At 70.0% G+C, this 24,204-nt stretch carries 12 protein-coding genes, 1 tRNA gene and 1 pseudogene; 8 read left to right on the forward strand and 6 right to left on the reverse strand.

The annotated features are described in order from the left end of the window. Positions 1–150: 150 nt before the first annotated feature. The 6 genes from NPS70_RS04515 to NPS70_RS04540 all read left to right on the forward strand — a co-directional run bounded on the left by NPS70_RS04515 (position 151) and on the right by NPS70_RS04540 (position 10,064). Entirely contained in the window at positions 151–348 is a 198-nt protein-coding gene (locus NPS70_RS04515; protein ID WP_256522660.1) for a hypothetical protein, read from the forward strand. Positions 349–582: 234 nt separating this feature from the next. Then, positions 583–3,423 (forward strand): type I DNA topoisomerase, encoded by a 2,841-nt coding sequence (topA, locus tag NPS70_RS04520; RefSeq protein ID WP_256522661.1) that lies wholly within the window; start codon positions 583–585, stop codon positions 3,421–3,423. A gap of 214 nt (positions 3,424–3,637) precedes the next feature. Further along, the gene (gene tmk / locus NPS70_RS04525; protein ID WP_256522662.1) at positions 3,638–6,841 is read left to right on the forward strand and encodes a dTMP kinase; all 3,204 of its coding nucleotides are present in this window, start codon (positions 3,638–3,640) and stop codon (positions 6,839–6,841) included. Between the two features lie 132 nt (positions 6,842–6,973). Beyond that, positions 6,974–8,179: a DNA polymerase III subunit delta' gene (locus NPS70_RS04530; protein ID WP_256522663.1), complete on the forward strand. Its 1,206-nt coding sequence runs from the start codon at positions 6,974–6,976 to the stop codon at positions 8,177–8,179. A gap of 140 nt (positions 8,180–8,319) precedes the next feature. Then, positions 8,320–9,864 (forward strand): alpha/beta hydrolase, encoded by a 1,545-nt coding sequence (locus tag NPS70_RS04535; protein WP_256522664.1) that lies wholly within the window; start codon positions 8,320–8,322, stop codon positions 9,862–9,864. Positions 9,865–9,990: 126 nt separating this feature from the next. Next, positions 9,991–10,064: transfer RNA gene (locus NPS70_RS04540), tRNA-Thr, on the forward strand. Positions 10,065–10,186: 122 nt separating this feature from the next. On the opposite strand, the pseudogene NPS70_RS04545 reads toward NPS70_RS04540, so the two are convergent. From NPS70_RS04545 to NPS70_RS04570, 6 genes and pseudogenes are all read right to left on the reverse strand, one after another. Further along, a pseudogene (locus NPS70_RS04545) lies at positions 10,187–10,701 on the reverse strand (tyrosine-type recombinase/integrase); the annotation flags it as partial. An 88-nt stretch (positions 10,702–10,789) separates the two neighbouring features. Further along, the gene (locus tag NPS70_RS04550; protein ID WP_256522665.1) at positions 10,790–11,698 is read right to left on the reverse strand and encodes an HNH endonuclease; all 909 of its coding nucleotides are present in this window, start codon (positions 11,696–11,698) and stop codon (positions 10,790–10,792) included. Continuing rightward, positions 11,695–13,182, reverse strand: coding sequence for an AAA family ATPase (locus NPS70_RS04555; RefSeq protein WP_256522666.1), 1,488 nt, complete (start codon positions 13,180–13,182; stop codon positions 11,695–11,697). Before NPS70_RS04555 ends, NPS70_RS04550 begins: the two co-directional genes overlap by 4 nt. Positions 13,183–13,295: 113 nt before the next feature. Continuing rightward, positions 13,296–18,752, reverse strand: coding sequence for a DEAD/DEAH box helicase (locus NPS70_RS04560; RefSeq protein ID WP_256522668.1), 5,457 nt, complete (start codon positions 18,750–18,752; stop codon positions 13,296–13,298). A gap of 24 nt (positions 18,753–18,776) precedes the next feature. Continuing rightward, positions 18,777–19,757, reverse strand: coding sequence for a hypothetical protein (locus tag NPS70_RS04565; RefSeq protein WP_256522670.1), 981 nt, complete (start codon positions 19,755–19,757; stop codon positions 18,777–18,779). A 3-nt stretch (positions 19,758–19,760) separates the two neighbouring features. Then, entirely contained in the window at positions 19,761–21,599 is a 1,839-nt protein-coding gene (locus NPS70_RS04570; protein ID WP_256522671.1) for a hypothetical protein, read from the reverse strand. A 441-nt stretch (positions 21,600–22,040) separates the two neighbouring features. Here NPS70_RS04570 and NPS70_RS04575 point away from each other — a divergent pair, with 441 nt between their 5' ends. Continuing rightward, positions 22,041–23,243 carry a DNA cytosine methyltransferase gene (locus NPS70_RS04575; RefSeq protein WP_256522673.1) on the forward strand — a complete coding sequence of 401 codons (1,203 nt, stop codon included), beginning with the start codon at positions 22,041–22,043 and terminating at the stop codon, positions 23,241–23,243. Then, positions 23,233–24,125, forward strand: a protein-coding gene (locus NPS70_RS04580) for an IS5 family transposase (protein ID WP_374211938.1) whose coding sequence is annotated in 2 segments (ribosomal slippage) — positions 23,233–23,611 and positions 23,611–24,125 — 894 coding nt in all. Because the reading frame shifts where the segments join, the coding sequence is not laid out codon by codon here. Before NPS70_RS04575 ends, NPS70_RS04580 begins: the two co-directional genes overlap by 11 nt. Positions 24,126–24,204: the final 79 nt, after the last annotated feature.

The following is a 24,204-nucleotide window of genomic DNA, read 5'->3' on the forward strand; positions in this document are numbered from 1 at the left end:
GGGGTGTGAGATTCCCGCGCCACGCCCGCCCGGCGGGACCGAGCGGGTGATCCCATGTGCCGTTCACCGGGAATTCGCATCGGCGACGTCCGAAGGTGCCAACCTCGGCCTCCGATGCGCACAGGTGCCAGGGAAAGGCCGGGTGGAGCCATGGAGAGCGGACCAGCGATCTTCGCCGGAACGGCGTTCGCGCTGTTCGGAGCCGGACTCCTGCTGTGGACCGGTGTGCGCCTCGGCCACCGGCAGCCGGTCGCGCACGGAGTGAACCCCGCCACCGCCACCGTGCTCGGCATCCTCTTCGGTGCGGCGTTCCTCACGCTCGGGGTCTGGTGCTTCGGCCGCCTGTGAGGCCCTGCCGGGACACCGAGCTGCCGGTCCGGGCGGCATAAAGGGCATGAGTCGGGTTACCGTTCGAGTGGCCGTTGCGGGCTTTTGCCGTTTGACACGGGGGCGGGTTGTACCGTCACACTCCGCAGCGACAGCAGCGTCACGGCAGGGGCCGTCGCGCCGGCACCGCACGACGGGTGCCGCGCAGCGCCCCTGCGAGCGCCCATCGGATGTCGACCGGAGAGAAGAGCGAAGTTGTCCCCGACCAGCGAGACCGCACAGGGCGGCCGCCGACTCGTGATCGTCGAGTCGCCTGCCAAGGCGAAGACGATCAAGGGCTACCTCGGCCCCGGCTATGTCGTCGAGGCGAGCGTCGGGCACATCCGCGACCTGCCGAACGGCGCCGCCGAGGTGCCGGAGAAGTACACCGGGGAGGTCCGACGCCTCGGTGTGGACGTCGAACACGACTTCCAGCCGGTCTACGTCGTCAACGCCGACAAGAAGGCGCAGGTCAGAAAGCTCAAGGAGCAGCTCGCCGAATCCGACGAGCTCTACCTCGCCACCGATGAGGACCGTGAGGGCGAGGCCATCGCCTGGCACCTGCTGGAGGTCCTCAAGCCCAAGGTGCCCGTCCACCGGATGGTCTTCCACGAGATCACCAAGGACGCGATCCGGGAGGCCGTGGCCAATCCGCGCGAACTGAACAAGCGCATGGTCGACGCCCAGGAGACCCGGCGCATCCTCGACCGCCTCTACGGCTACGAGGTCTCGCCGGTCCTGTGGAAGAAGGTCATGCCGCGGCTGTCCGCGGGCCGGGTGCAGTCCGTGGCCACCCGGCTGGTCGTGGAGCGGGAGCGCGAGCGCATCGCGTTCCGCTCCGCCGAGTACTGGGACCTCACGGGGACCTTCGGCACCGGCCGCAGCGGGGACGCCTCCGACCCGGCGGTCCTCACCGCCCGGCTGAACACGGTCGACGGCCGGCGCGTCGCCCAGGGCCGCGACTTCGGCGCGGACGGCGGCCTCAAGTCCTCGCAGGTGCTGCACCTGGACGAGTCCGCCGCCCGGGCCCTGGCCGCCGCACTGGAGGACGCCTCCTTCGCCGTCCGGTCGGTCGAGTCCAAGCCCTACCGCCGCTCGCCGTACGCGCCCTTCCGTACGACGACCCTCCAGCAGGAGGCGTCCCGGAAGCTCGGCTTCGGCGCCAAGGCGACGATGCAGATCGCCCAGAAGCTGTACGAGAACGGCTTCATCACCTACATGCGCACGGACTCCACGACGCTGTCCGACACGGCCGTCGCGGCTGCCCGAGCCCAGGTCACGCAGCTGTACGGCGCGGACTACCTGCCCGAGAAGCCCCGCACCTACGCCGGCAAGGTCAAGAACGCGCAGGAGGCCCACGAGGCGATCCGCCCCTCGGGCGACCGCTTCCGCACTCCCGCCGAGACCGGCCTGACCGGTGACCAGTTCCGCCTGTACGAGCTCATCTGGAAGCGGACCGTCGCCTCCCAGATGAAGGACGCGGTCGGCAACAGCGTCACCGTGCGGATCGGCGGCCGTGCCGCCGACGGGCGGGACGCGGAGTTCACGGCCTCCGGCAAGACCATCACCTTCCACGGCTTCATGAAGGCGTACGTCGAGGGCGCCGACGACCCGAACGCCGAGCTCGACGACCGCGAGCGCCGCCTGCCGCAGGTCGCCGAGGGCGACGCGCTGACGGCCGAGGAACTGTCGGTCGACGGCCACGCCACCAAGCCTCCCGCCCGCTACACCGAGGCATCCCTGGTCAAGGAGCTGGAGGAGCGGGAGATCGGCCGCCCGTCGACGTACGCGTCGATCATCGGAACCATCCTCGACCGCGGCTATGTGTTCAAGAAGGGCACGGCCCTGGTGCCGTCCTTCCTCTCCTTCGCCGTGGTGAACCTGCTGGAGAAGCACTTCGGGCGGCTCGTGGACTACGACTTCACGGCGCGGATGGAGGACGACCTCGACCGCATCGCGCGGGGCGAGGCCCAGGCCGTGCCGTGGCTGAGGCGCTTCTACTTCGGTGAGGGCGAGGCGGCCGGTGCCGCCTCGGAGGCGGGCAACGGCGACGGCGACCACCTCGGCGGCCTCAAGGAACTGGTGACCGACCTCGGCGCCATCGACGCCCGGGAGATCTCCAGCTTCCCCGTCGGCAACGACATCAAGCTGCGCGTGGGGCGCTACGGCCCCTATGTCGAGCGGGGTGAGAAGGACGCCGAGAACCACCAGCGGGCCGACGTCCCCGACGATCTCGCGCCCGACGAACTGACCGTGGAACTGGCCGAGGAACTGCTCGCGAAGCCGAGCGGCGACTTCGAGCTGGGCACGGACCCCGTCTCCGGCCGCCCGATCGTGGCCAAGGACGGCCGCTACGGTCCCTATGTCACCGAGATCCTGCCCGAGGGCACCCCGAAGACCGGCAAGAACGCGGTCAAGCCGCGCACGGCCTCGCTCTTCAAGTCGATGTCCCTGGACACGGTCACGCTGGAGGACGCGCTCCGGCTGATGTCGCTGCCGCGCGTCGTCGGCGCCGACGCCGAGGGCGTGGAGATCACCGCGCAGAACGGCCGCTACGGCCCGTACCTGAAGAAGGGCACTGACTCGCGCTCCCTGGAGACGGAGGAGCAGCTCTTCACGATCACCCTGGACGAGGCGCTCGCGATCTACGCGCAGCCCAAGCAGCGCGGCCGTGCCGCGGCCAAGCCCCCGCTGAAGGAACTGGGCACCGACCCCGTCAGCGAGCGCCCGGTGGTCGTCAAGGACGGCCGCTTCGGCCCGTACGTCACCGACGGCGAGACCAACGCCACGCTGCGCAGCGGTGACAGTGTCGAGGCGATCACACCGGAGCGCGGCTACGAGCTGCTGGCCGAGAAGCGGGCCAAGGGCCCCGCGAAGAAGGCGGCCAAGAAGGCGGCCAAGAAGGCCCCGGCGAAGAAGGCCCCGGCGAAGAAGGCCCCGGCGAAGAAGACGGCGGCCAAGAAGACCACGGCGAAGAAGACCGCGGCGACCGCGGCCAAGAAGACCACGGCCGCCGGGAAGACGGCGGCCGGGACCGCCACCGCCACCGAGGACTAGCCGGACCGGGCGGGCGCCCCCGCGGTGCCCGCCCGGGCCGCCCTCGGCTCCGCACCGCCCCGCCTGCGGGCCGGGTGTGGACCGTCTCCCCGCTTGCCGCCCCGGGGCGTGCGCCCGGCGCCCGCCCGCACACGGGCTTCACAACTGTGCGACAAAGCGGCCGTCTGTTCGGACACCGCACCGGGGCGCTGACCACTCCGGATAGGCTGGGCGGATGACGCGAGCCGAGCAGCCAGCCGAGCAGGAGGCGGTCACGGGGACCGCCTCAGAGACTGCTTCCGACGCCTCACACGACGCCCTCGCCGCGGACTCGCGGGAACGTGCCCTACGCGCCCTGCTGCGCCGCCCCCAGCTGCGCAGACTGTGGAACGCCCAGGTCCTCGGCGGTGCCGGTGACGCGGCCGGTCTGCTGGTCCTGCTGCTTCTCGCCCTCCAGGCCGCGGTGCGGTCGGACGCCTTCGGCAGCGGCTACCGCGGCGCCGCGTTCGCCGTCGCGGCCGTGTTCGCGGTCCGGGCACTGGCCACGCTGCTCTTCGGGGCCGTCCTGCTCGGCCCCCTGACCTCCCTGACCGCCGCCGGCGGCCCCCTCGACCGGCGCTGGACCATGGTCGGCGCGGACGGGGTCCGCCTGGCGCTCTTCGTCGTCGCCCCGCTGTGGCTGGACTGGACCGGCGACAACGCCCTCGCCTTCCTCCTCTCCACCGTCTTCCTGGCGGGAGCCGCCGAGCGCGTCTGGACCGTCGCCCGCGACGGCGCGGCCCCCGCGCTGCTGCCCAGCCCGCCCCCGGAGGCCGCGGCCGTACGCCCCCAGCCCGACCATCTCGACGCCCTGCGCCGGCTGTGGGTGCGCACGGCCTTCGTCGTGATCCCGGCGGGAGCCGCCGTGCTCCTGGCCGCCACCCTGGCCGGCAACGCGCTCGGCACGGGCGTCGACTGGTTCACCACCCACCAGGCCGCACTCGGCTCCTACGTGGCGGCCGGGTTGTTCGCCGCCTCGGTGTCCACCCTCTCCTTCGTCACCCTGCCGCGCACGCAGACCCCGCGCCCCCGCTCCCCGCTCGAAGGCCTGCGCCGGCCCACCGCCGGCAGCGGAGCCGACCGGGGCCGCACCGGCGGCATCCCCCTGTTCGTCCTCGCCTGCGCCTCCGTCGCCGCCGCCGTCGCGGCCGCGGCGGCCGTCGCGGTGCTCCACGCCGTCGACCTCGGCGCCGGTCCGGCGGGCTTCGCCCTTGTCGTCCTGGCACTGACCGGCGGAACCGGGGCCGGCATCCGGGCCGCCGGGTCCGTGCTGCCGTCCCTCTCCCGCCGCCGACTGCTCGCCCTGGCCGTCGCCACCACCGGCGTCGCGCTGCTGGCTATGGGCCTGGTGCCCGACACGGCGACCGTCGTGGTCCTGGCCGTGCTCGCCGGGCTCGCCGCCGGTGCCGCCGCGAACACCGGACACACGCTGATCGACCAGGAGACCGAGCAGGCGCGCCGCCCCCGGCTGACCGAGCACCTCCAGGCCGTCGTGCGGGTGGCGGTCGCGCTCGCCGCCGTCGGAGCGCCGCTGCTCGCCGCCGCCATCGGGCCCCACCGGCTCGCCGGCGGCGACCTCGTCTTCGCGCACGGCGGTGCCGCGTTCACGCTGATGCTGGTCGGCGCACTCCTGCTGCCGGTCGCCGCCCTGGTCCTCGCCAGGGCCGACGACCGCTCCGGTGTGCCGCTGCGGAGGGACCTGCGGGACGCCCTGCGCGGCGGTGCCGACCCGGCCGAGGCCCCCACGGCGGGAGGGTTCTTCATCGCCGTCGAGGGCGGTGACGGCGCCGGGAAGTCGACCCAGGTCGAGGCACTCGCCGACTGGATCCGGGCCAAGGGCCACGAGGTGGTCGTCACCCGCGAGCCCGGCGCCACCCCGATCGGGAAGCGGCTGCGTTCCATCCTCCTGGACGTCTCCAGCGCCGGGCTCTCCCACCGCGCGGAGGCCCTGCTGTACGCGGCCGACCGCGCGGAGCACGTCGACACCGTGGTGCGGCCCGCCCTGGAACGGGGCGCGGTCGTCGTCTCCGACCGCTACATCGACTCCTCCGTCGCCTACCAGGGCGCCGGGCGGGACCTGTCCCCGACGGAGATCGCCCGCATCTCGCGCTGGGCCACCGGCGGCCTCGTGCCCCACCTCACCGTGCTGCTCGACGTGTCCCCCGAGGCCGCCCGCGAGCGGTTCACCGAGGCACCGGACCGGCTCGAATCCGAGCCGGCCGAGTTCCACCAGAGGGTGCGCTCCGGGTTCCTCACCCTGGCCGCGGCTGATCCCGGCCGCTACCTGGTGGTGGACGCCGGACAGGAGCCCGAGGCCGTCACCACCGTCGTGCGCCACCGGCTCGACCTGCTGCTGCCCCTCTCCGAGGCCGAGATCAGGGCCCAGGAGGAAGCGCGGCGCAAGGCCGAGGAGGAAGCCCGCCGCCGGGCGGAGGAAGAGGCGCGCCGGAAGGCCGAGGAGGAGCGCCTGGAGCGCGAGCGCCAGGAGCAGCTCGCCCGGCTCCGTGCCGAGGAGGAGGAGCGCAAGCGCCGCGAGGAGGAGGAGGCGCGCCGCCGCGAGGCCGAGCGCAAGGCCGAGGAGGAGCGCCGCCGTGCCGAGGAGGACCGGCTGCGGGCCGAGGAGGAGCGCAGGCGCCGGGAGGCCGAGGAGAAGGCCCGTCAGGAGGAGCAGGAGCGCCTGCGCCGCCGGGCGGAGGAGGAGGCCCGGCTGCGGGCGGAGGCGGAGGCCCGCCGCCTGGAGAAGCAGCGCAGGGCCGAGGAGGCCCTGCTGAAGGCCGAGGCCGCCCGCCGGGCGGCGGAGCAGGCGGCCGCCGAGTCGGCCAACGAGGTCACCGTCCCGACACCGGCCGTCCGCCCCGGCACCGAGGGGCAGGCCGATCCCGACGAGGTCACCCAGGAGGTCCCCCGCCCGCCCGTCCCCGAGGCCGACGACCGGACCACCGTGCTGCGCAAGGTCCCGGCCGAGGACGAGACCACCGTGCTGCGCACGGTCCGCGAGGAGGACGCCGCGCCGTCGCGCCGCCCGGCCGACGAGGCGGAGACCTCCGCCCTGCCGGCCGTCGACGACACGGCCGTCCTCCCGCCACTGCGGGACGGAGGAGGCCCCCAGGCCCCCGAGGACCGTGTCCCGGCCGACTTCTTCCGGAAGGACCGGGACGGCGCCGCGGCCCCGGCGCGCGCTGAAGCGGACCCTGCGGGCGGCGGCGCCCCGGGCGCGGCCGCGCCGGACGAGCGCACGCGGGAGCTGCCCCAGGTCGCCCCCGAGGCGGCCGGCGAGCGGCAGCGGCGGCGCAGCGACTGGGCCGAGGAGACCCCGCTGGACGACCTGCCGACCCTCGCGGACGAACTGCTCGGCCCGCACGGGGACGACGACGGCCGCGACGGGCCGACCCGCCGCTGACTCCCGGTGGCCGGGGCACACGGCCCCGGCCACCCCGGTGGAGGCCGTCCACCGGCCATCCGCCCTCCGGGACCGGGTGTCCGAGCGGTGCACCACAATGGGAGGCCGCAGCGCGAAAGGTGGTGGCGGCCCGTGGCCGTATGGGACGACATGGTCGGCCAGCAGCGCGTCCAGGCGCAGCTGGAGGCCGCGGCACGGGACGCCGACGCCCTGGTCACCGCACACGAGCGCGGCGAGCCCGCGCCGACCGCGTCCACGATGACCCACGCCTGGCTCTTCACCGGCCCCCCCGGCTCCGGACGCGTCACCGCCGCCCGCGCCTTCGCCGCCGCCCTCCAGTGCACCAGCCCCGACCGAGCGCTCGGCGGGGCCCCCGGCTGCGGCTTCTGCGACGGCTGCCACACCGCTCTGATCGGCACCCACGCGGACGTCAGCTCCGTGGTGGCGATCGGGTCCCAGATCCTCGTCGAGGCCATGCGCGACACCGTCCGCAAGTCCTTCACCGCCCCGGCGAACGGCCGCTGGCAGGTGATCCTCGTGGAGGACGCCGAGCGGCTCAACGAGAAGTCCGCCAACGCCGTGCTCAAGGCCGTCGAGGAACCCGCGGCACGCACCGTCTGGCTGCTGTGCGCGCCGTCCCTGGAGGACGTGCTGCCCACCATCCGCTCGCGCTGCCGCCTGCTGACGCTGAGCACCCCGCCCGTGGACGCCGTCGCCGACTTCCTGATCCGGCGCGACGGCGTCGAGCCCGGGGCCGCGGCCGCCGCCGCGCGCGCCACCCAGGGGCACATCGCCAGGGCCCGGCGGCTCGCCACGGACGAGCGGGCCCGCGCCCGCCGGGCGACGGTGCTCCGGCTGCCGCTCCGCGTGGACGACATCGGGCAGTGCCTCAAGGCCGCCCAGGAGCTGGTCGACGCCGCCACCGAGGACGCCACCCAGCTCGCCGAGGAGCTCGACGCCAAGGAGACGGAGGAGCTCAAGGCGGCGATGGGCGCCTCGGCGGGCGGCCGGATGCCCCGCGGCACGGCAGGCGTGATGAAGGAGCTGGAAGAAAAGCAGAAGCGCCGCCGGACCCGCGCCCAGCGCGACAGCCTCGACCTCGCCCTCACCGACCTGACGAGCTTCTACCGCGATGTGCTCGCGGTGCAGTTCGGTTCGCGCACCGCGCTCGCCCATACCGACGTGCAGGACGCCGTCGAGCGCGTGGCCCGGGCCTCGACCCCCGAAGCCACCCTGCGCCGCATCGAGGCCGTCGTCGCGTGCCGCGAGGCCCTCGACGGCAACGTGGCACCCCTGCTCGCCGTGGAGGCCATGGCGGTCTCGCTGCGGTCGGGCTGACCGAAGCGCCCCGCCCGGGGCCCGTTCACCGGCGGGCGGGCGGTGCACCGGTCCGCACCGGATCACCCGTACGCCCGGTGCGGATCACCCGTAAGGGCAAGGACGGGCAACCCGGGCCTGCGGCGATTAGGCTCCGGGGGATGGACACCAGGCGTCTGCTCCGCACCCTCGCTCTCCCGCTGGCCACGGCCGGCCTCCTCCTCTCCGGCTGCAGTGGCGGCAACGCGTCGACCGGCGCCGTGGCGTCGGACGCACCGCCCTCCGGCCGTGCGGCGCCGGCCGCCGACCTGGAGCCGTACTACACGCAGAAGCTCGCCTGGCGGGACTGCGGCGTCCCCGGTTTCCAGTGCGCCACCATGAAGGCCCCGCTCGACTACGACGACGCCGACGGCGCGTCCGTCGACCTGGCCGTCGCCCGCAAGAAGGCCACCGGACCGGGCGAGCGCATCGGGTCCCTGCTGGTGAACCCCGGCGGCCCCGGAGGCTCGGCCATCGGCTACCTCCAGGCGTACGCGGGCATCGGCTACCCCGCCCCGGTGCGCGCCCGCTACGACATGGTGGCCGTCGACCCCCGCGGCGTAGCCCGCAGCGAGCCCGTGGAGTGCCTCACCGGGCCGCAGATGGACGCCTACACCCAGGTCGACCAGACCCCCGACGACGGCACCGAGGCCGCGGAGCTGACGACGGCCTTCAAGGACTTCGCCGCGGGCTGCGAGCAGCGCTCGGGCGCGATCCTGCCGCACGTCTCCACCGTCGAGGCGGCCCGGGACATGGACATCCTCCGGGCGGTGCTGGGAGACGAGAAGCTGCACTACGTGGGCGCCTCCTACGGCACCTTCCTCGGCGCCACCTACGCCGAGCTGTTCCCCGACCGGACCGGACGACTGGTGCTCGACGGCGCGCTGGACCCCTCCCTGCCCGCCGAGGAGCTCAACCGCGACCAGACCGCGGGCTTCGAGACGGCCTTCCAGGCCTTCGCCCGGGACTGCATCGGGCAGCCCGACTGCCCGCTCGGCACCACCTCCGTCGCCGACGCGACGCAGCGGCTCAAGGACTTCTTCGCCGAGGTCGACGCCGATCCCGTGCCGACCGGCGAGACCCGGGAGCTGGGCGAGTCCCTGGCCACCACCGGCGTGATCGCCGCCATGTACGACGAGGGCGCCTGGCCCCAGCTGCGCTCCGCGCTCGCCGCCGCCATGGCGGGTGACGGCGCCCCGCTGCTCGCCATGGCCGACAGCTACTACGAGCGCAGCCCGGACGGCACCTACGCCAACCTGATGTTCGCCAACGCCGCCGTGAACTGCCTCGACCTGCCCGCCGCCTTCACCTCCACCGAGCAGGTCGAGAAGGCCGTCCCCGCCTTCGAGAAGGCATCGCCCGTCTTCGGCAAGGGCTTCGCCTACGCCTCGCTCAACTGCGGCTTCTGGCCCGAGGAGGCCACCGGCACGGCCCACCGCATCGAGGCGGAGGGTGCGGCCCCGATTGTGGTCGTCGGCACCACCCGCGACCCGGCCACCCCGTACAAGTGGGCCGAGGCCCTCGCCGGCCAGCTCTCCTCCGGCACGCTGCTGACCTACGAGGGCGACGGCCACACCGCGTACGGCCGCGGCAGCGACTGCATCGACACGGCGATCAACACCTACCTGCTGGAGGGCACGGCCCCCGAGGACGGAACGCGCTGCTGAACCCCGCGAGCGGCCCCCGGAGCACTCCGGGGCCGTGGTCCGGGGCACCCTCGGGAACCCTGTAGACTTGGCGCCGCTGCTGATGAGAGCGTGTCCCGCGGGGACGGGTCTCTCCGTCCGCAGGGTGCCGCCTTAGCTCAGTTGGCCAGAGCAACGCACTCGTAATGCGTAGGTCTCGGGTTCGAATCCCGAAGGCGGCTCAGAAAAACCCCAGGTCACATAGCCCGTGACCTGGGGTTTTCTGTTGCTCGGGGCATGGTGGGTCACACGGCCGGAGTGCCGCGACTTTGCTTGCGTGAGCGATGCGTGAGCGGAGTGGCCGTCAGCCCTTCTTCGCGGCCTTCATGGCCTTGGCCTTCTTCTTCCGCTTGGCCTTCGCCTTCTGGGCCTTCTTCGCTTCCTCGGCGGCCTGGCGGACCTGCGCTTCTTGCTCGGCCTTGCGCTGGAGGGGGACGAGCTTTGCAGTGGCCTCGGCGGCGCTCTTGCCGACGTGGGGAAGCATGCTCTGGTAGATGTCGCGCGTGAGCTGTGCCCGAGCGTGTCCGACACGATCTTGATGTCGATGTCGGCCGCCAGCATGAGCGTCGCTGCCCCGTGCCGGAGATCGTGCAGCCGGATTGGCGGCAGTCCGGAGGCTGCCACGAGCCGCTCGAAGAGATCGGTGACCTTGCCCAGGTGGAGCCAGGAACTGTCCTCCTGGGTGAAGACGAGCCCAGTGTTCACCCAGGCCGAGCCCCACTCCGCACGGTCGACCTCTTGCTGCTCGCGGTGCCGCTTCAGGACGTGGACGGTGTCGAGTTCAATCTCAATAGCCGAAGGGCCAGCCCTTCGGTCCGGGCGTGCTGGCATCAATTTCGGCAATGTGGCCCTTGATGCGGGCGCGGATCGCGTCGGGGATGAGGCGGATTCAGGGGCGGAGCCCCTGTCAGCTGCGGCCGCTATGCGCTGTCCGGCGACCGGTGGCGATCTCAGCCGCCCTGTTTCTCAGGGACGACGGAAGGAGCCTGAGATAGCCACCCTCGCAGAAGTTGGCGCTGTCCAGTAGGCCGCGGTAGAGCACGTTCTTCCAGTGGTTAGTACCACGCCAGGCGGTACCGGCGAGCTGGTCGCCGATCATCTGTTGAATTCCGGCGGCGCCCGACCGCTGGGCGGCCTGTACGTACGAGTCCGCATTATCGGTTACTTCGGCGATGGCCTCCTTGCGGTAAAATTCGAGAAGTTGCAGCACGGTAAAGTGCTTCTCGATCCTCGCGAAGGCGGCTTCACTCAAGTCTGGCGGCCGTTGCAGCTCGAAGGTGATGGTGACGACGTTATCGGTCTGCACGGTGGCGACCAGGATCTTTTCGCTTGGTAGATCGTCGAAGTAGGCGTGGAACAGCAGCAGTCCGTTCTGCCGATCGCACTCGGCTCCCTTGAGCCGGTTGCAGCGCTCGCAGACCGGGATGAGGTTGTCGACGAAGATGGAGAACTCCGGGTACTGCTCCTTCGGCAGAAAGTGGTCGAGTGCGCAGACCTGTGCCCGTTCGCACAGAGGGCATCTGAACTGACCGTGCTCGGCAGCATCCAGTACTGCCGTGCGCAGCGAGCCCAGGGGCCTCTTGCTGTCCATCAAGGGGACGTTGCCGAGGAGTGCCTGCGCGAGTTCGGTCTGGTTTGCCGCGACGGAGTCGAAGTTCGCGATGTCCCTGAGTATGTCCTCGTACTGCTCGTAGGCGCTGACTACATCGGCTCTGGCGTCCTGGAGGAGCTGACGTATGTCGCGTTGGCGGCGCCGGGCAATGGCGGTGTCGAGATCGGTGATCGGATTCCTGACCGGCCGGGGGAGCGCAGTCATCGGCCGGGCTGGTTTCGCGGGATGCCGGCCAGGTAGGCGAGTGACTGTGCGCTCAATTCACCGTCGAACAGCTCGCTGACCTCGTCGAAGGAGAACCTCTCCCCCATCTGTCGCAGCGTCGCATGATAGTCGGTTGCACTATTGTCCAGGTTGAACACGTGGCGGGTCAGCAAGCCGACACTCTCACCGAACGTCTCGATCTCCGGGCTGGTCACCCGCGTCGTGTCGCCGAACCTTTGCAGTACGTGCACGTAGCGCCTGGGCACCTCCTGCAGCAGGACAGGAGAGTGGGTAGCCACCACCGCGTAGGAGTCGAAGGCCTCCAGTGCGATGTTGATGCTCCTGGTCAGTGCGGCCAGAAGCGGCGGGTGCAGGTGGGACTCGGGTTCGTCGATGAGGACGAGGGATCCCGGTTCCAGATAGGCCACGAGCTGGACTGCGATGTTGAGGACGAGCTTGTGCCCAGTGCTGAGCGCGGCGAAGTCGTTCTCCCAGCCGGAGTTACTGTGCGCGAATTGGTCGCCCAGCTCCATACGCCGGAACGAGGGCTCCTCGTTCAGTGGCATGAGCGTCTCGACCAGCCTCGCCATCCGCTCACCGCTCCTCGCCCTGTCCAGGGCAGAGAGAATCTCGGTCCTGATCTCGTCCGCACCCTTCAAGGCGCCGATCAGGGGCGAGCCGGAGTCGGCGGCCTCCCGTGCATACCTGCGCAGACCGCAGTACACGTATCCCGAAACGTCTCCACGGGCCTCCAGTCGCTCGATTTCCTCCAGGCTTTTCCCGGGGAGATCGAAGGTGTCGAAGGCGCTATACGAGATGGCGATGATGGACGAGAATCGCTCCTCAGTGGCGTTCCCCCGGAACCTCCCGTACTTCTGCCTAAACTCCGGAAGGTTCCTGAGGGTCAGGTCGGCATGGGCAGCATTAGCCAGATTGGCCAGGAGCTGGGTCTTCCCGCAGCCGTTGTAGCCCACGACGACGTTCATCCGCCCAGGGAGAGGTGTACGGTCCTGGAACACGAACGAGGCTTCGAAGTGATTTCCCCCGACACTCGTCTCGAAGATGAAGGTGCGTGTGCCCGTGCTTCGGCGCGCGGTGCCGGACAGTAGAGCCGCGCCGTCCCGCAGGGCGAGTTCCGCGTTCCCGTACCGGAGCAGTGAGGAGTCCAGCGCGGGCTCGCCCGCGAACGACTCCCGAATCTCTGGGTGCGCCGCGAGGTCGCGGATGCCTGAGAGGACACCACGCTGAATGCTGCCCGGCAGCCTGTGAAGGATCTCGTAGTAGGAGTATGCCTGGCCGACCGAGCAGTAGGAGTCGTCGAGTTCATCGAACTGCTCGGGGATCTGCGTGAAGCCGGACTCCTGGCCGCGTTTCATGATCTTCACCGGGCCGAGATCGACGGACCCTTCATGCTCCAGGAAGAGCCGCGCGTCGAACATCGTCCTGAAGCCGAAATCATCCCAGATGTCCTGTTTCAGGATCACGCAGGGGAGGTCCTTCGGTGCGGTGGAGCTACGTCCCCGAGGCACCATGACGAACTTCATCCGTAGCTCCACTCCTTCGAAACCGCTTGGTCGGGATCGGGCCGGCAGGGACCCTACTCGCCCAAGCTCTGCAGCCTCGACTCGATCCACCCGGGGCGTCGCAGTAGCTCGAAGGTGTCCACGGCGACGATCGCCCGCTGCGGGACCTCGTCATCGCTGCTGTCGTTGTCGAACGCCTCGTACATCTCGAAGCCCTCCCTGCCCAGCGAGGCCAGCGCCTGGGTCACGCGCTCCGACCGCGCGGTGCCGGTCCAGGACTCAAGCGGGTGGGTGATGAGGACAGCCAGGTCCTCAGGCGCCTTGTTCCGCAGCACCGGCAGACTCCCGATGGTGACGCACTCCCAGTGCGGGAAGCTCTCCGCGAAGCGCTGGGCGCGCTGGAGCGCGTACGCGTGCTCGGAGGCGAAGTCGACTGGGTGTCCTTGGAGGAGTTCGAACATCTGGACACCGAGCCGCCAGTCCAGCAGCGGGTGGTAGGCGCTGTTGCGGTAGTCCCGCATGCAGTCGTAGCAGGACGAGTCGCAAGGGCTACTGGGCACACCACCTGACTGGTGCGCTCGCAAGTCGGCGGCCACCGCGTCTGCCACGGACAGCAGCTCGGTGAAGTTCTGGCCGAGCCAGGTCGCGTATCCGGCGCCGTTCTCCAGAGTGTCGGAGAGGAAGATCTCTGCTTGCACGCCGTCGTCGCTTTCGGCGCGGACGGGGTACAGTCCGGCGTTCAGCTCTGCGCCGTCGATGTCGAGGCGTCGGACCGCGGCGAGCTTGAGCAGGGTCGCGAGCGAGAGCCAGGCGGCTCGGCCGGCCATCCGGCGGGGGTCCAGCGCCAGGCCCGGCGCTGGACGGCTCAGACCGACCCGCAGGACATCGGTGAGTTTCGTCGACGCGAGCGCCAGCGTCGCCTCGTCGAGGGTCGTGGGCCTCCCCGGGAGGCCCAGTTCCCGCGCGCGGCTAGTGTCCGACAGCAGCCGGAGGTCCAGCCAGCCGTCGTGCTTCTGGATCCTGCCCATATGGAAGCCCTCACCGCCGCCGGTGTTGACGACAACCACGCGGCCTACGCCCGCGCTGTAGTTCGCGTTTGGCGTGCAGCGGACGTCCAAGTTGGAACCGCCGCTGTCGATGGCGAGCTTCGCCGCACCAGCCCGTGGCGTGAACTCGAAGGTACCCTCGTAGTCGCGTGCCTGGTAGCTCGTCCTGAAGCCGAGTGGCTGGCATGCCGGTAGCACTCGGTAGTCGGTGTCGGTGGCGCCGCACACCTGGCAGGCCGGGCCGTCGTGGTCTAGGACCAGGGAGAGGCACCGCGCACACATGCCCACCGTCAACCGGTCCTGCGTGGGGTCCTTGTCGGCCCGCCAGGTGCCACCTGCGCGGGTGTAGGTGACCAGGCCGACGGCGGTGTGCAGCGCCTTGTCCTTGACAATCTCACCCCCTGGAGCCCACTCGGAGATGGCGATGTCGATGTCTCGGTCGATCGTGTCGGTCAGTTCCGTTCCCTGCGGGCGCTGGTGGTGCAGATTGCGGGCGCGGGTGGGGAAACCGAACATCGGGAGTACACCGTGTTCGGCCAGTGCCTGGCTCAGCGGTGCGCTGTTCGCCGACCGATCGACCGTCTCCTCGATCAGGGCAAAGAGGTATGAGGTAGCCCACACCGACAGCTCCTCGGCGGTGACACCGGTGCTCGACGAGCCCTGCAGCAGGACTCGGGCGGCCTGGAGCTTCTCCTCGTGGTGCCCGCTCAGCCAGCTGTGGATGTCCGCGCTGACGGCGGCCCACTCGCCAACGGTCCCGAAGGGGCCGTGCACGTTGCGACCGGGCCCCCAGTTCGGTGTTCCCTCGACCGAGCGGAATGCCTTCGTCAACAGGCTGGAGGCAAGGCTCCGTTGCAGGATCTCCCGGCGGCAGAGGTCGATGTAGGGACTCGGCGAGGGATCGCCGGTGATGCGGTCGGGGTGCTGGAAGTAGTGGTCGTCGTGGGTCCTCGTGCCGCGGCAGAGCGTCAATGCGATGGACAGGTGGTCGAGTCGACGGCCGGCCCGGCCCACTCGCTGCTGGTAGTTGAACCGTTGCGGCGGCATGTTGGCCATCACCACGGCACGCAGGGAGCCGACGTCGACCCCGGCTTCCATAGTGGTCGTGACGCTCAGCAAGTCGACCTCGTCGACCAGTTCGACATCCTGGTCGCTGAGGAAGACTTCCTGGAACAGCGCCTGTCGGGCCTGGGCATCGGCGGTGTCGGTCTGGCCGGTGAGTTCCTCGCAGTGGAGCCTGAACGGTTCGCCCGCCCTGCGCGCTAGGAAGGCGTAGTAGTCCTGGTCGGTCGAGTCGGAGCTGTCGAGAGGTTCCTCGACGAGGCTCAAGGCGAGGCAGAACGCGCAGACGCCCGCTGAGGCGGTGAGGTGCCGCCTGGTGCAGCGGGTGCAGCGCCACTGGTGCTTCTGGGCGAGGGAGATCCGTACGTTCTCGCCGGACAGACGGGTCTCGACGCCGCCGAGGCCGAGAGCGTTGGCAACCTCGTGGATGAGTGCCTCGGGAAGCACACCCAGCCGCGCGGCCACGGCTGTCACGTAGCGCTTCGCCGCGGAGTGCATGGTGGCGGGTGCGTCGCGCCGCTGCTCGGGGAACTGTCGGCGCACACCGAGCAGCCGTACAGTCGACTGGCAGAGCTGACGGAAGAGTTCGGCGTCGATCTCACGGCTTCCACCCGCCAACGCCTGTTCCGCGTAGCCGATCCCGAGCGACTCCAGGTCACGGCCCCCGGTCGCGAATACCGCGCGCTGTACCTGGACCCGCAGGGCGCGATCGATGTCGCCGCGCAGCCTGACGAGGTCGGCCGTCAGCGAGCCGTCGGGGCGCGGAACCGGCGGGGCCCCCTTGCTCCAGCTGTACAGGTCCGTCCAGGGGCGGGACTCCTCGCTCCTGGAGAGCGAGAAGTCAGGTCCGCCGGGGTTGATCCCGTAGGAGACCGTGGAGCGGCTGATCGCGTTGCCGAGTTCCACGAGCGTGGGGCCCTTGCGGCCGGCGCGGTAGATGGCGAGCGCCCGCTCGTCCTCCGGCCTCGCGTGCCCCATTGCCTGATTGGTGATCGCCATCAGGACCTCGGGCGTTGCCGTCCTGGCGAGTTCCTCGTAGGCGGCGCGGGTGGCCTCGTTCCTGTTCTGGAAGAACTCCACCGCGAGTGCCACGTGATCCTGCGGGTTCTCCAAGGTGTGGATGACCAACTGCCTAATCAGGTCCTGGTAGTGCGAACGCTCCAGGCCTGCCGAGATGCGGGCGGCGTCCTGACGGCTATCCGAGAAGGAGACGATCTTGGTCTTCAGCCGCCGCTTGAGAGCGTCCGTGAGGACCTGGTTGGACTTCTCGAAACCAGTACCCATCGTGCGAATCGGGGAACGCGACCGCGACGGGTCCTCGAACGGTCTTACGCCCTTGAAGAGTTCTCGGTCCTCGCGGCAGGAGGGGCAAGTGGTCGGGAACGCGCGAACGCGTCCCAGCGCCTCTGCAGGCGAGCTTGAGGCCACCAGAAGATAGCCGTTGGCCTTGTCGGTGTCACACGGGCTGACGCTGCCGATCGCCGCATCAAGCAGGGCTGGCACGAAAGTGAACTGGTAGGTCGGCCGATTCTTCCCCCTGTCGGATGCCAGGCCGCCGGTGTGCCGGTGGGTCGTCAGGTCGAGGTCCGGCCGCAGGCCGGATGAGGGCAGGAAGATGCTGTACACGTCGGCCGTACGGTCGAGCCGCGCCCGGTCGGGCAGGTTCTCCAGATCGGTCGCGGTGGACACGAGGTAGCGCCTGGACGGGGCGGGGCCCTTGGTCGGCGAGCTGAAGCCACCGAGATAGACGTCTCCACAGGTGTCGCAGTACAGGAGTTCCAGGACGCGTGCGCCGCAGTCGCAGGCGTACCGGGGCCGGTTGAACAGCTTGCCGACCAGGCGCTCCTGCGACGGCGACGCGTCAGCCGCCCGCCTGAACTCCGGGCACTGGCGGTCCGCGCACGCCCACATGCCGGTGACGTTGCGGAAGAAGAGGTGAAGCCGGAAGCGCGATCCGGGATCCCGCTCGCCGTCGAGCCGGGAGATCAGCTCGTTCGTTGTCTCCCGGGCAGCCGACGGCTCCAGCCCGGGGAACAGCAGGGAGGCGATCTCGCTGATGGGTTTGGCCCGCAAGGCGTCAGGGTTCACGTCCGTGGCAAAGGCGGCCTGGAGGGCGGCGTGACGGTCAGGCGGGGAGGGAAGAGGCGTAGAGGGGTCGTCCGCGGCCGCGGTCCAGGACATTAGATCGGACGCACCCTGGGCGCGGACGCGGTCACCGGTGAGGATCGCGAAGCGGTCGGTGGAGCGACCGAAGAAGTCGCTGAGGAACTTCCGGTCAGTCTCCTTGTCCGGGTCCATTGACGCCGAGGTGGCGATGACAGACAGCTGGTCGGACTCCGTGCTGAGTCCGAGCCTGTCGATCAGTTTTCGTAGCAGGTAGGCAACTTCGGTGCCCTGGGTGCCCCGGTACATGTGCAGCTCGTCGACGACGAGGCTGAAGACGTTCTCCGGGGAACTCTCCAGCCAGGTCCGCGTCCGGTCGAAGATCGGGTCCTCGTCGCGGCGCATCAGCATGATGTTCAACATGCTGTAGTTGGTGATCAGAATGTCCGGGGGTGCCATCTGCATGTCCCAGCGGGCACGCATCTCCGCGCCGAAGGGGCGCTGCAGGAAGTACCGGGCGTCCTGGTCTTTGAGCTTGCCCTCGTCCGCCCGCTGTTCAAGAGCGCGGTAGCGCTCCTCCATCGAGGCGAGGATGTCCCGGAGTTCCTTGAACTTAGCGGAACTGGGCTTGCTCGCCAGCTCCAGGGGGCCGGGTACCGGCGTGTGTCCGGTGTAGCGGCCGAAGTAGAAGCGATTGTCCCCGCGCTGTTCCCTGAGCCAGTCGCGAACCGCCGGTGCGTCCAGGCTGCGCCGGAGCCTGATCAACTGGTCTTCCACCAGGGCGTTCATCGGGTACAGGAAGATGCTGCGCATGGCGGCGGGCCGCGGGCTGTTGGCGCGCTGTGCCTTCCAGCCGCCGTGGTTGCGCCACCACGCCTCCCCTTCGTGTCCCGAACCGGCGGCAGCCCAGGACCGGGACTCTGCGGTGAGCCGGGCGAGAATCGGGATGAGGAAGGCCTCGGTCTTGCCGGAGCCGGTTCCGGACGTCACCACTATGTCCCGACCCTGACGCGTGGCCTCCAGCGCCTGTGCCTGGTGGGTGAAGAGGCTGGGGATGTCACGCAGGAGGCCGGCTCGGAGCAGACCCGCGAACTCCGGAAGGCCGAGCCGCCCCGTCAGCTCGTCCAGCGACTCGCCGGACGTCACGTACTGCGGGAGCAACTCCAGGTAGGGCTCCTGAAAGAGCACTCCCGGCGTGCGCAGCAGGGTCCGCAGGTCCTCGGCTATCGATGAGTCCCGCACCGAGTACGCGGTCTCGTAGTAGCGCTGGAAGTAGTCAGCCAGTTGGCCATGGATGGCTGACGGTGACATGCCGGACATGACATTCCTCAGGGGTGAGCAAATTCAGCTGACGAACTGGAGTTCCTGGTGAAGCGAGTCGGCCACCATCCTGGCAAACGGTTCGTCGATGTTCACGTACTTCACGAAATGGGACGGGCCGTTCTCCGGCGGCCTGGGCGCGATCGTCGAGGAGGGCCGGAGTGAGGACGGCTGGGGCAGCAGGCCGCTACGCAACACTGCAGCCCGGGCGTGCAGTTGGGGCAGCTGCATCCGGATCGGGGTATACAGCTCCTGGTGCTGCGCGTCATATCTCAGTACCCACCGCTTGCTGCGAGCGAGTTGGGCGTAGATCACGGCTCGTTTGTCGGCCACGAAACCGAGGTCGCCGATCCAGTAGACATAGCGCTTGGTGATGTACCGCTGGTACCGGTAGGCGCCGTACAGGGGAGGCTCGCCCGGGCCCTCGACGTCCTCCCAGATCTCGTTGCCGTCGGACATCCGCTGCGGCTCGAGCCCTCCCGGGCCGCGGAGCGCTCCGCGCTTCTCGGTCAGCATCTCCCGAAGCCCAGGGAGCCGGCGGGCAAGCTGGTCGGCGGCACGGTCGTGGAAGCAGATCCCCAGGGCCTCGCAGAGCGCGCGGGCGTCGTCCAGATCGGGGGTGGCCACCAGCCGGACGGACGGGCCGCCTCGCTGCCCCACGGCCGGCAGCGGCACCACGAACTGCGCAAGTCGGGCGGCCTGGGGGGCCGGGTCGTTCTGAAGGTTATCCAGCCGGTGGAGAAGCCACAGCGGCCGCTGCCCGACCAGAAGGGAGTGGCCTGCGGAGTTGGCCAGGGAGGTGAGCACCGGTGGAGTGACGCTCCAGCGGTTGTTCTCCCAGTCGATCTCAACATGACCCAGCGCCTGCAGGTTGTACAGCGCGATACGCCAGTCCAGTTCCTGGCGGTCCTGCGCCCGGGAGGCCAGCCACGCGTACGTCTCGTGGAAGGCGGCGAGGCTGCCATCGCCGCGCTCCGAACACCACATGAGCAGTTCATCGTCCATTGCTCACTCTCCTGCCAGGTAGCGGGACCAGTCCGAAGCCGACTCCTGGGGGACAACGATTCCGGGCGCGGACAGCAGCTTGACCCAGGCCGCCCGGTCCAGGATCTGGCAGTCGGTGCCGGGCCCGGTCCTCGCGCTGAGGGCGTGGACCCGCGGTGCCGGCATCACGCTGCGCGAACCGGTGCCGGTCACCCTCAGGATCCAGTCGGTGGTGAAGGGCAGTTCGCTCAGCACCCGGTCCAGATCCACCGAGTGCTGAATGGGCGCCAACTCCGCCAGCCAAGGCGCCGGTTGAGTGATCAGCTCGACGCAAATGCGCTGCCTGCCGAGCGCGTAAAGGCGTCCCGCCCGCCGTGTGAGATGCATCGGCGGCAGCGACGCACGAATGGTGTGTCCGAGAAGGGCACCGCAGACGTGGTCTGCGAGAAGCTCGCCCACCTCCGTGTTCGGGTGGCCGGGGTGGTCGAGCCACACCGGACGCAGGGACTGCTTCTCGCCCCTGGGTGGAAGGGACAGGGTGGGCTGGGAGGCGCGTTCCCGGTAGCGGGGGACGAGCCTGAAGCTGAGCTTGCGGTCCCTGACGTGTAGGTCGTGTTCGCCGGACGCTAGGCCGAGCGGAGCCAACGGGACGATCACCGTCTCAGCTGCCGCCCCGGGCGGGATTGGTTCGACCCGTCCGTCGATGGTGAAGAACCGCGCGTGTGCCTCGGTGCTCCCGGGCAGGACGAGGTCGGGCGGGTATCCGAGAAGGTAGCTGTTGATCCCGCCCCGCACCCGGAGACCCCCGGAGAACCGGGGCAGTTGTTGGTACAGCGGCGACAGGACGCCCAGGGCCCCACCGACCGCCGCCGACCTGGTCGGGGTGTAGCCGGTGAACAGGGTCCAGCCGGGCGGCGCCTGGGTCCTGCGGGGGCGCCGCGGCTCGTCGGATCCGCAGGCGCGCATCACCCGCACGGCCTGGTGGGCGAGTTCGTCCTTCACCAGCACGTGGTGCCGGACACCAATCTCCGTGACGGAGACCGAGGTCCATCGTCCCAGCAGGTCGTTCGGCTGCAGGACGTAGCAGTCCTGCGCCGCGAGGAGAAGCCGGGCAGATCCAGCGTCGAGTTCAAGGGCGTTGCCGGGCAGCGGCGGATCAACCGGCTCGGGCAGCGGTATCCACTCCGCGCCGGCGGGAATCGTGACGGTGGTGCCGTCCACCGTGAGCGAGGGGGCCTTGAACCGGTTCGACAGCCGTACCGCCAGGCCGTACGGCGATCCGCCGCTCTCGGAGGTCAGGGCCAGCGGCAGACAGGGCAGACCGGTGGCGTCGGCGGCGAGTCCAGTGAAGTGGGCCAGCTCCTGGGCGAGCACGCCGGCCAGAGTCGCTCTCAGCGCCTGGTTGTCCAGGGCGCGCTGGATCCTCGCACTGACGCGCGAAACCCGCGTCCACTCTTCGAAGCGCGCGAGGAGTTCGGACTGGGGCAGGGAGTCTCCCGGCTGAACCCCGATATGGGACAGGAAGAGTCCCAGCTGCGTGCGGTCCGCCCCCTGGAGCACGGCCTGCGAGAGGGCCCATCCGATGTGCACCTGGGTCGGGTGCGAGATCGCGGAAGGGAGTCCCCTGCGGCCCTGCTGGTGCTTGTCGAGCCACCAAGCGAGATGGCCCCACAGGGCGGGGACGATCACGTCGTAGTTCTCGGGCATCTGGGACCGCCCGCCCGTCCCCGCTCCCAGCCCCAGCAATCGGCGCAGCGGCGCGTAGTACGGGAGCCTGCCGGCTGTGATGCCCTCCGTGCGCTCCATCCTGGAGGCGGCGAGGACGGTCGCGGCGAGGACGGCGATGAAGGGCGGGTCGCCCACGCCTCCCTCGCGCCGCCAGCGCCGGGCAGTATCACCGACACTGCTGAACGGATCACGCCCGAATACTACGCTCTGGACTGCCCGTTCGAAGTCCTCGGCGGCACCGTCCGAAGTGCCGGCTAGACGGACCAGGAGAGCGTCGTCGACCGACAGGTATACGGGGACCGGCCGGTCCCGGGGCACGAAGAAGTGGGTGGCGAGAACGCCATTCCAACTCGCGTAGTCCACTCGTCACTCCCTGGTGCACCGTTGGAACAAACTAACCCATGGAGATGGTTGGAAGCGACCAGTGTGTACATGAGCGGTGACTCCCCGGAGACGTCTTGACAATCAGGGGCGATTTGCGGTGAGCTCCTTCCGTTGCACCCTCCACTCCTAGACTGCCGGGAGCATGTCCTGTACGCCCCGCGAACCACTGCCCCGACACCCTTCCTCGGCACTGTGCTATCCCTGTTCACAGGGGCGGGCGGTCTTGACATCGGCCTGGAGGTAGCCGGGTTGAGAAGTGTCGCCTGCCTGGAGCTGAACCCGGAGGCGAGGGCGGTCCTGAAGGCGAACCGGAGCGACTGGCCGTTGCCCGGTGACGGTGACGTCAACTCCGCCCAGGAGTACCTCAGCCCGGAGACCCTGAAGATGGCCCGTGGCGAACTGGACCTGATCGCCGGTGGGCCCCCGTGCCAGCCCTTCTCGAAGGCTGCCCAGTGGACCTCGTCAGCGCGCAGCGGGATGCAGGACGATCGGGCCAAGTGCGTACACGGGATGCTGGACCTGGTCGACAGCTTCCTCCCCCGGGCGATCCTGATCGAGAACGTGGAAGGGTTCCTGCGGGGGAAGGACAGTGCGGCCGAGGTCATCAGGAAGCGGCTGGACGAGATTAACCACCGCAACCAGACCTCGTACACCCTGGAAGCCAAGGTCGTGGATGCCGCCGACTACGGGGTGCCGCAGCACCGCCGCCGGGCGATCGGCATCGCCTACCGGGACCCGGTGGCCGTCCGGCTGCCCGAGGCGACCCATGCCGAAATGCCGGTCCGGGCCTGGGACGCCCTCTGTGATCTTGAGGAGGAGGAGAAGCCCCCGGCCACGGGTCAGTGGGCGGGGCTACTGCCCTCGATCCCAGAAGGGGGCAACTACCTGTACCTGACGGCGCGTGGTGAAGGGGCGGAACTCTTCGGCTGGCGCACGCGCTACTGGTCGTTCCTGCTCAAGCTGGCGAAGGACCGGGCGTCCTGGACCCTGCCGGCCTCTCCAGGGCCCAGCACGGGGCCGTTTCACTGGGAGAACCGGCCGCTGTCGGTTCGGGAGCAGATGCGCCTTCAGACCTTCCCGGACGACTGGGTAATAGACCAGCCGTTCCGTGTGGGCCGAAGGCTGGTGGGCAACGCCACGCCGCCGCTGCTTGCCGAGGTCCTTGGGCGGACCATCGTGCAGGACCTAGAACTCGGCGAGCCCAAGCACCGATTCGACCTGCTGAACGCGCCGCTCACACTACTCCGCGAGCGACAGGGGTCCGTACCGTCGGCCGCACCGCCGGTGTCGGTCCCGGACCGCTACGCGTCACACGTCGGGGTCAAGCCCGCCCACCCGGGGGAGGGCGCTGGGCCGGTGCCGCGGCACAGGGCACTGAGCGGCGATGTCGCCTAGGCCGTTTCTTTCAGATCATCGGATCGTTGGTCTGGGTGTGTCGTTGACTGACGCCCAGTGGGCCCGCATCGAGCCGTTGCTGCCGGACCGGACCCCTCGGCGGGGTGGGCGGTGGCGTGATCACCGGCAGGTGATCGACGCGATCGCGTTCAAGTACCGCACCGGCACACCGTGGATGGACCTGCCCGAGCAGTTCGGGTCGTGGAAGGGCGCCCACAACCGGCTGCGGAAGTGGGCCGCCGACGGCACTTGGGAGAAGGTCTTCACCGCCCTGCTCGCCCAGGCCGACGCCGAAGGCGACCTCGACTGGGTCGTCGCAGTCGACTCCACTGTCGTGCGCGCACACCAGCACGCCGCCGGGGCCCGTCAAAAGGGGCCCCGGCCGGCGAGCCGGCTGACCATGCCCTCGGACGGTCCCGCGGCGGACTGACCACGAAGATTCACCTCGTCGCGGACGGCGGTTGCCGACCGCTGGCGTTCGTCATCACGCCGGGTCAAGCAGGTGATGCACCCGCCTTCGAGCAGGTCATGGCCCGGCTACGGGTGCCCAGACGCATCGGCCGCCCCAGGGTCACGCCGGACGTGGTCCTGGCCGACAAGGCGTATTCGTCCCGGGCGATCCGCCTCCATCTTCGACAGCGGAAGATCCGAGCGGTGATCCTGCAGCCGGCGGACCAGGCTGCGAACCGCAAGCGACGTGGTCGGCTCGGAGGTCGTCCCCCGGCCTTCGACCGCGAGACCTACAAACAGCGCAACACCGTCGAGCGGTGCATCAACAAGCTCAAGCAATGGCGCGGCCTGGCCACCCGCTACGACAAGACGGCCACCATTTACCTGGCCGGACTGCACCTCGCCGCCATCTTCATCTGGTCGGCGAGGTGATCCGAAGGAAACGGCCTAGGTGTTCTGTCCCGGGAGGTTGTGGGCGGGTGAGCCAGGTCTCGGTTGAGGGATCTTGAAA

Source organism: Streptomyces sp. C10-9-1, assembly GCF_024497955.1.
Lineage (GTDB): Bacteria > Actinomycetota > Actinomycetes > Streptomycetales > Streptomycetaceae > Streptomyces > Streptomyces sanyensis.

Excerpts from the sequence above, each read along its gene's own strand:
- NPS70_RS04515 (WP_256522660.1), top strand. The coding sequence starts at position 151 with ATGGAGAGCGGACCAGCGATCTTCGCCGGAACGGCGTTCGCGCTGTTC.
- tmk (WP_256522662.1), top strand. The coding sequence starts at position 3,638 with ATGACGCGAGCCGAGCAGCCAGCCGAGCAGGAGGCGGTCACGGGGACC.
- NPS70_RS04535 (WP_256522664.1), top strand. The coding sequence starts at position 8,320 with ATGGACACCAGGCGTCTGCTCCGCACCCTCGCTCTCCCGCTGGCCACG.
- NPS70_RS04550 (WP_256522665.1), bottom strand. The coding sequence starts at position 11,698 with ATGACTGCGCTCCCCCGGCCGGTCAGGAATCCGATCACCGATCTCGAC.
- NPS70_RS04560 (WP_256522668.1), bottom strand. The coding sequence starts at position 18,752 with ATGTCCGGCATGTCACCGTCAGCCATCCATGGCCAACTGGCTGACTAC.
- NPS70_RS04565 (WP_256522670.1), bottom strand. The coding sequence starts at position 19,757 with ATGGACGATGAACTGCTCATGTGGTGTTCGGAGCGCGGCGATGGCAGC.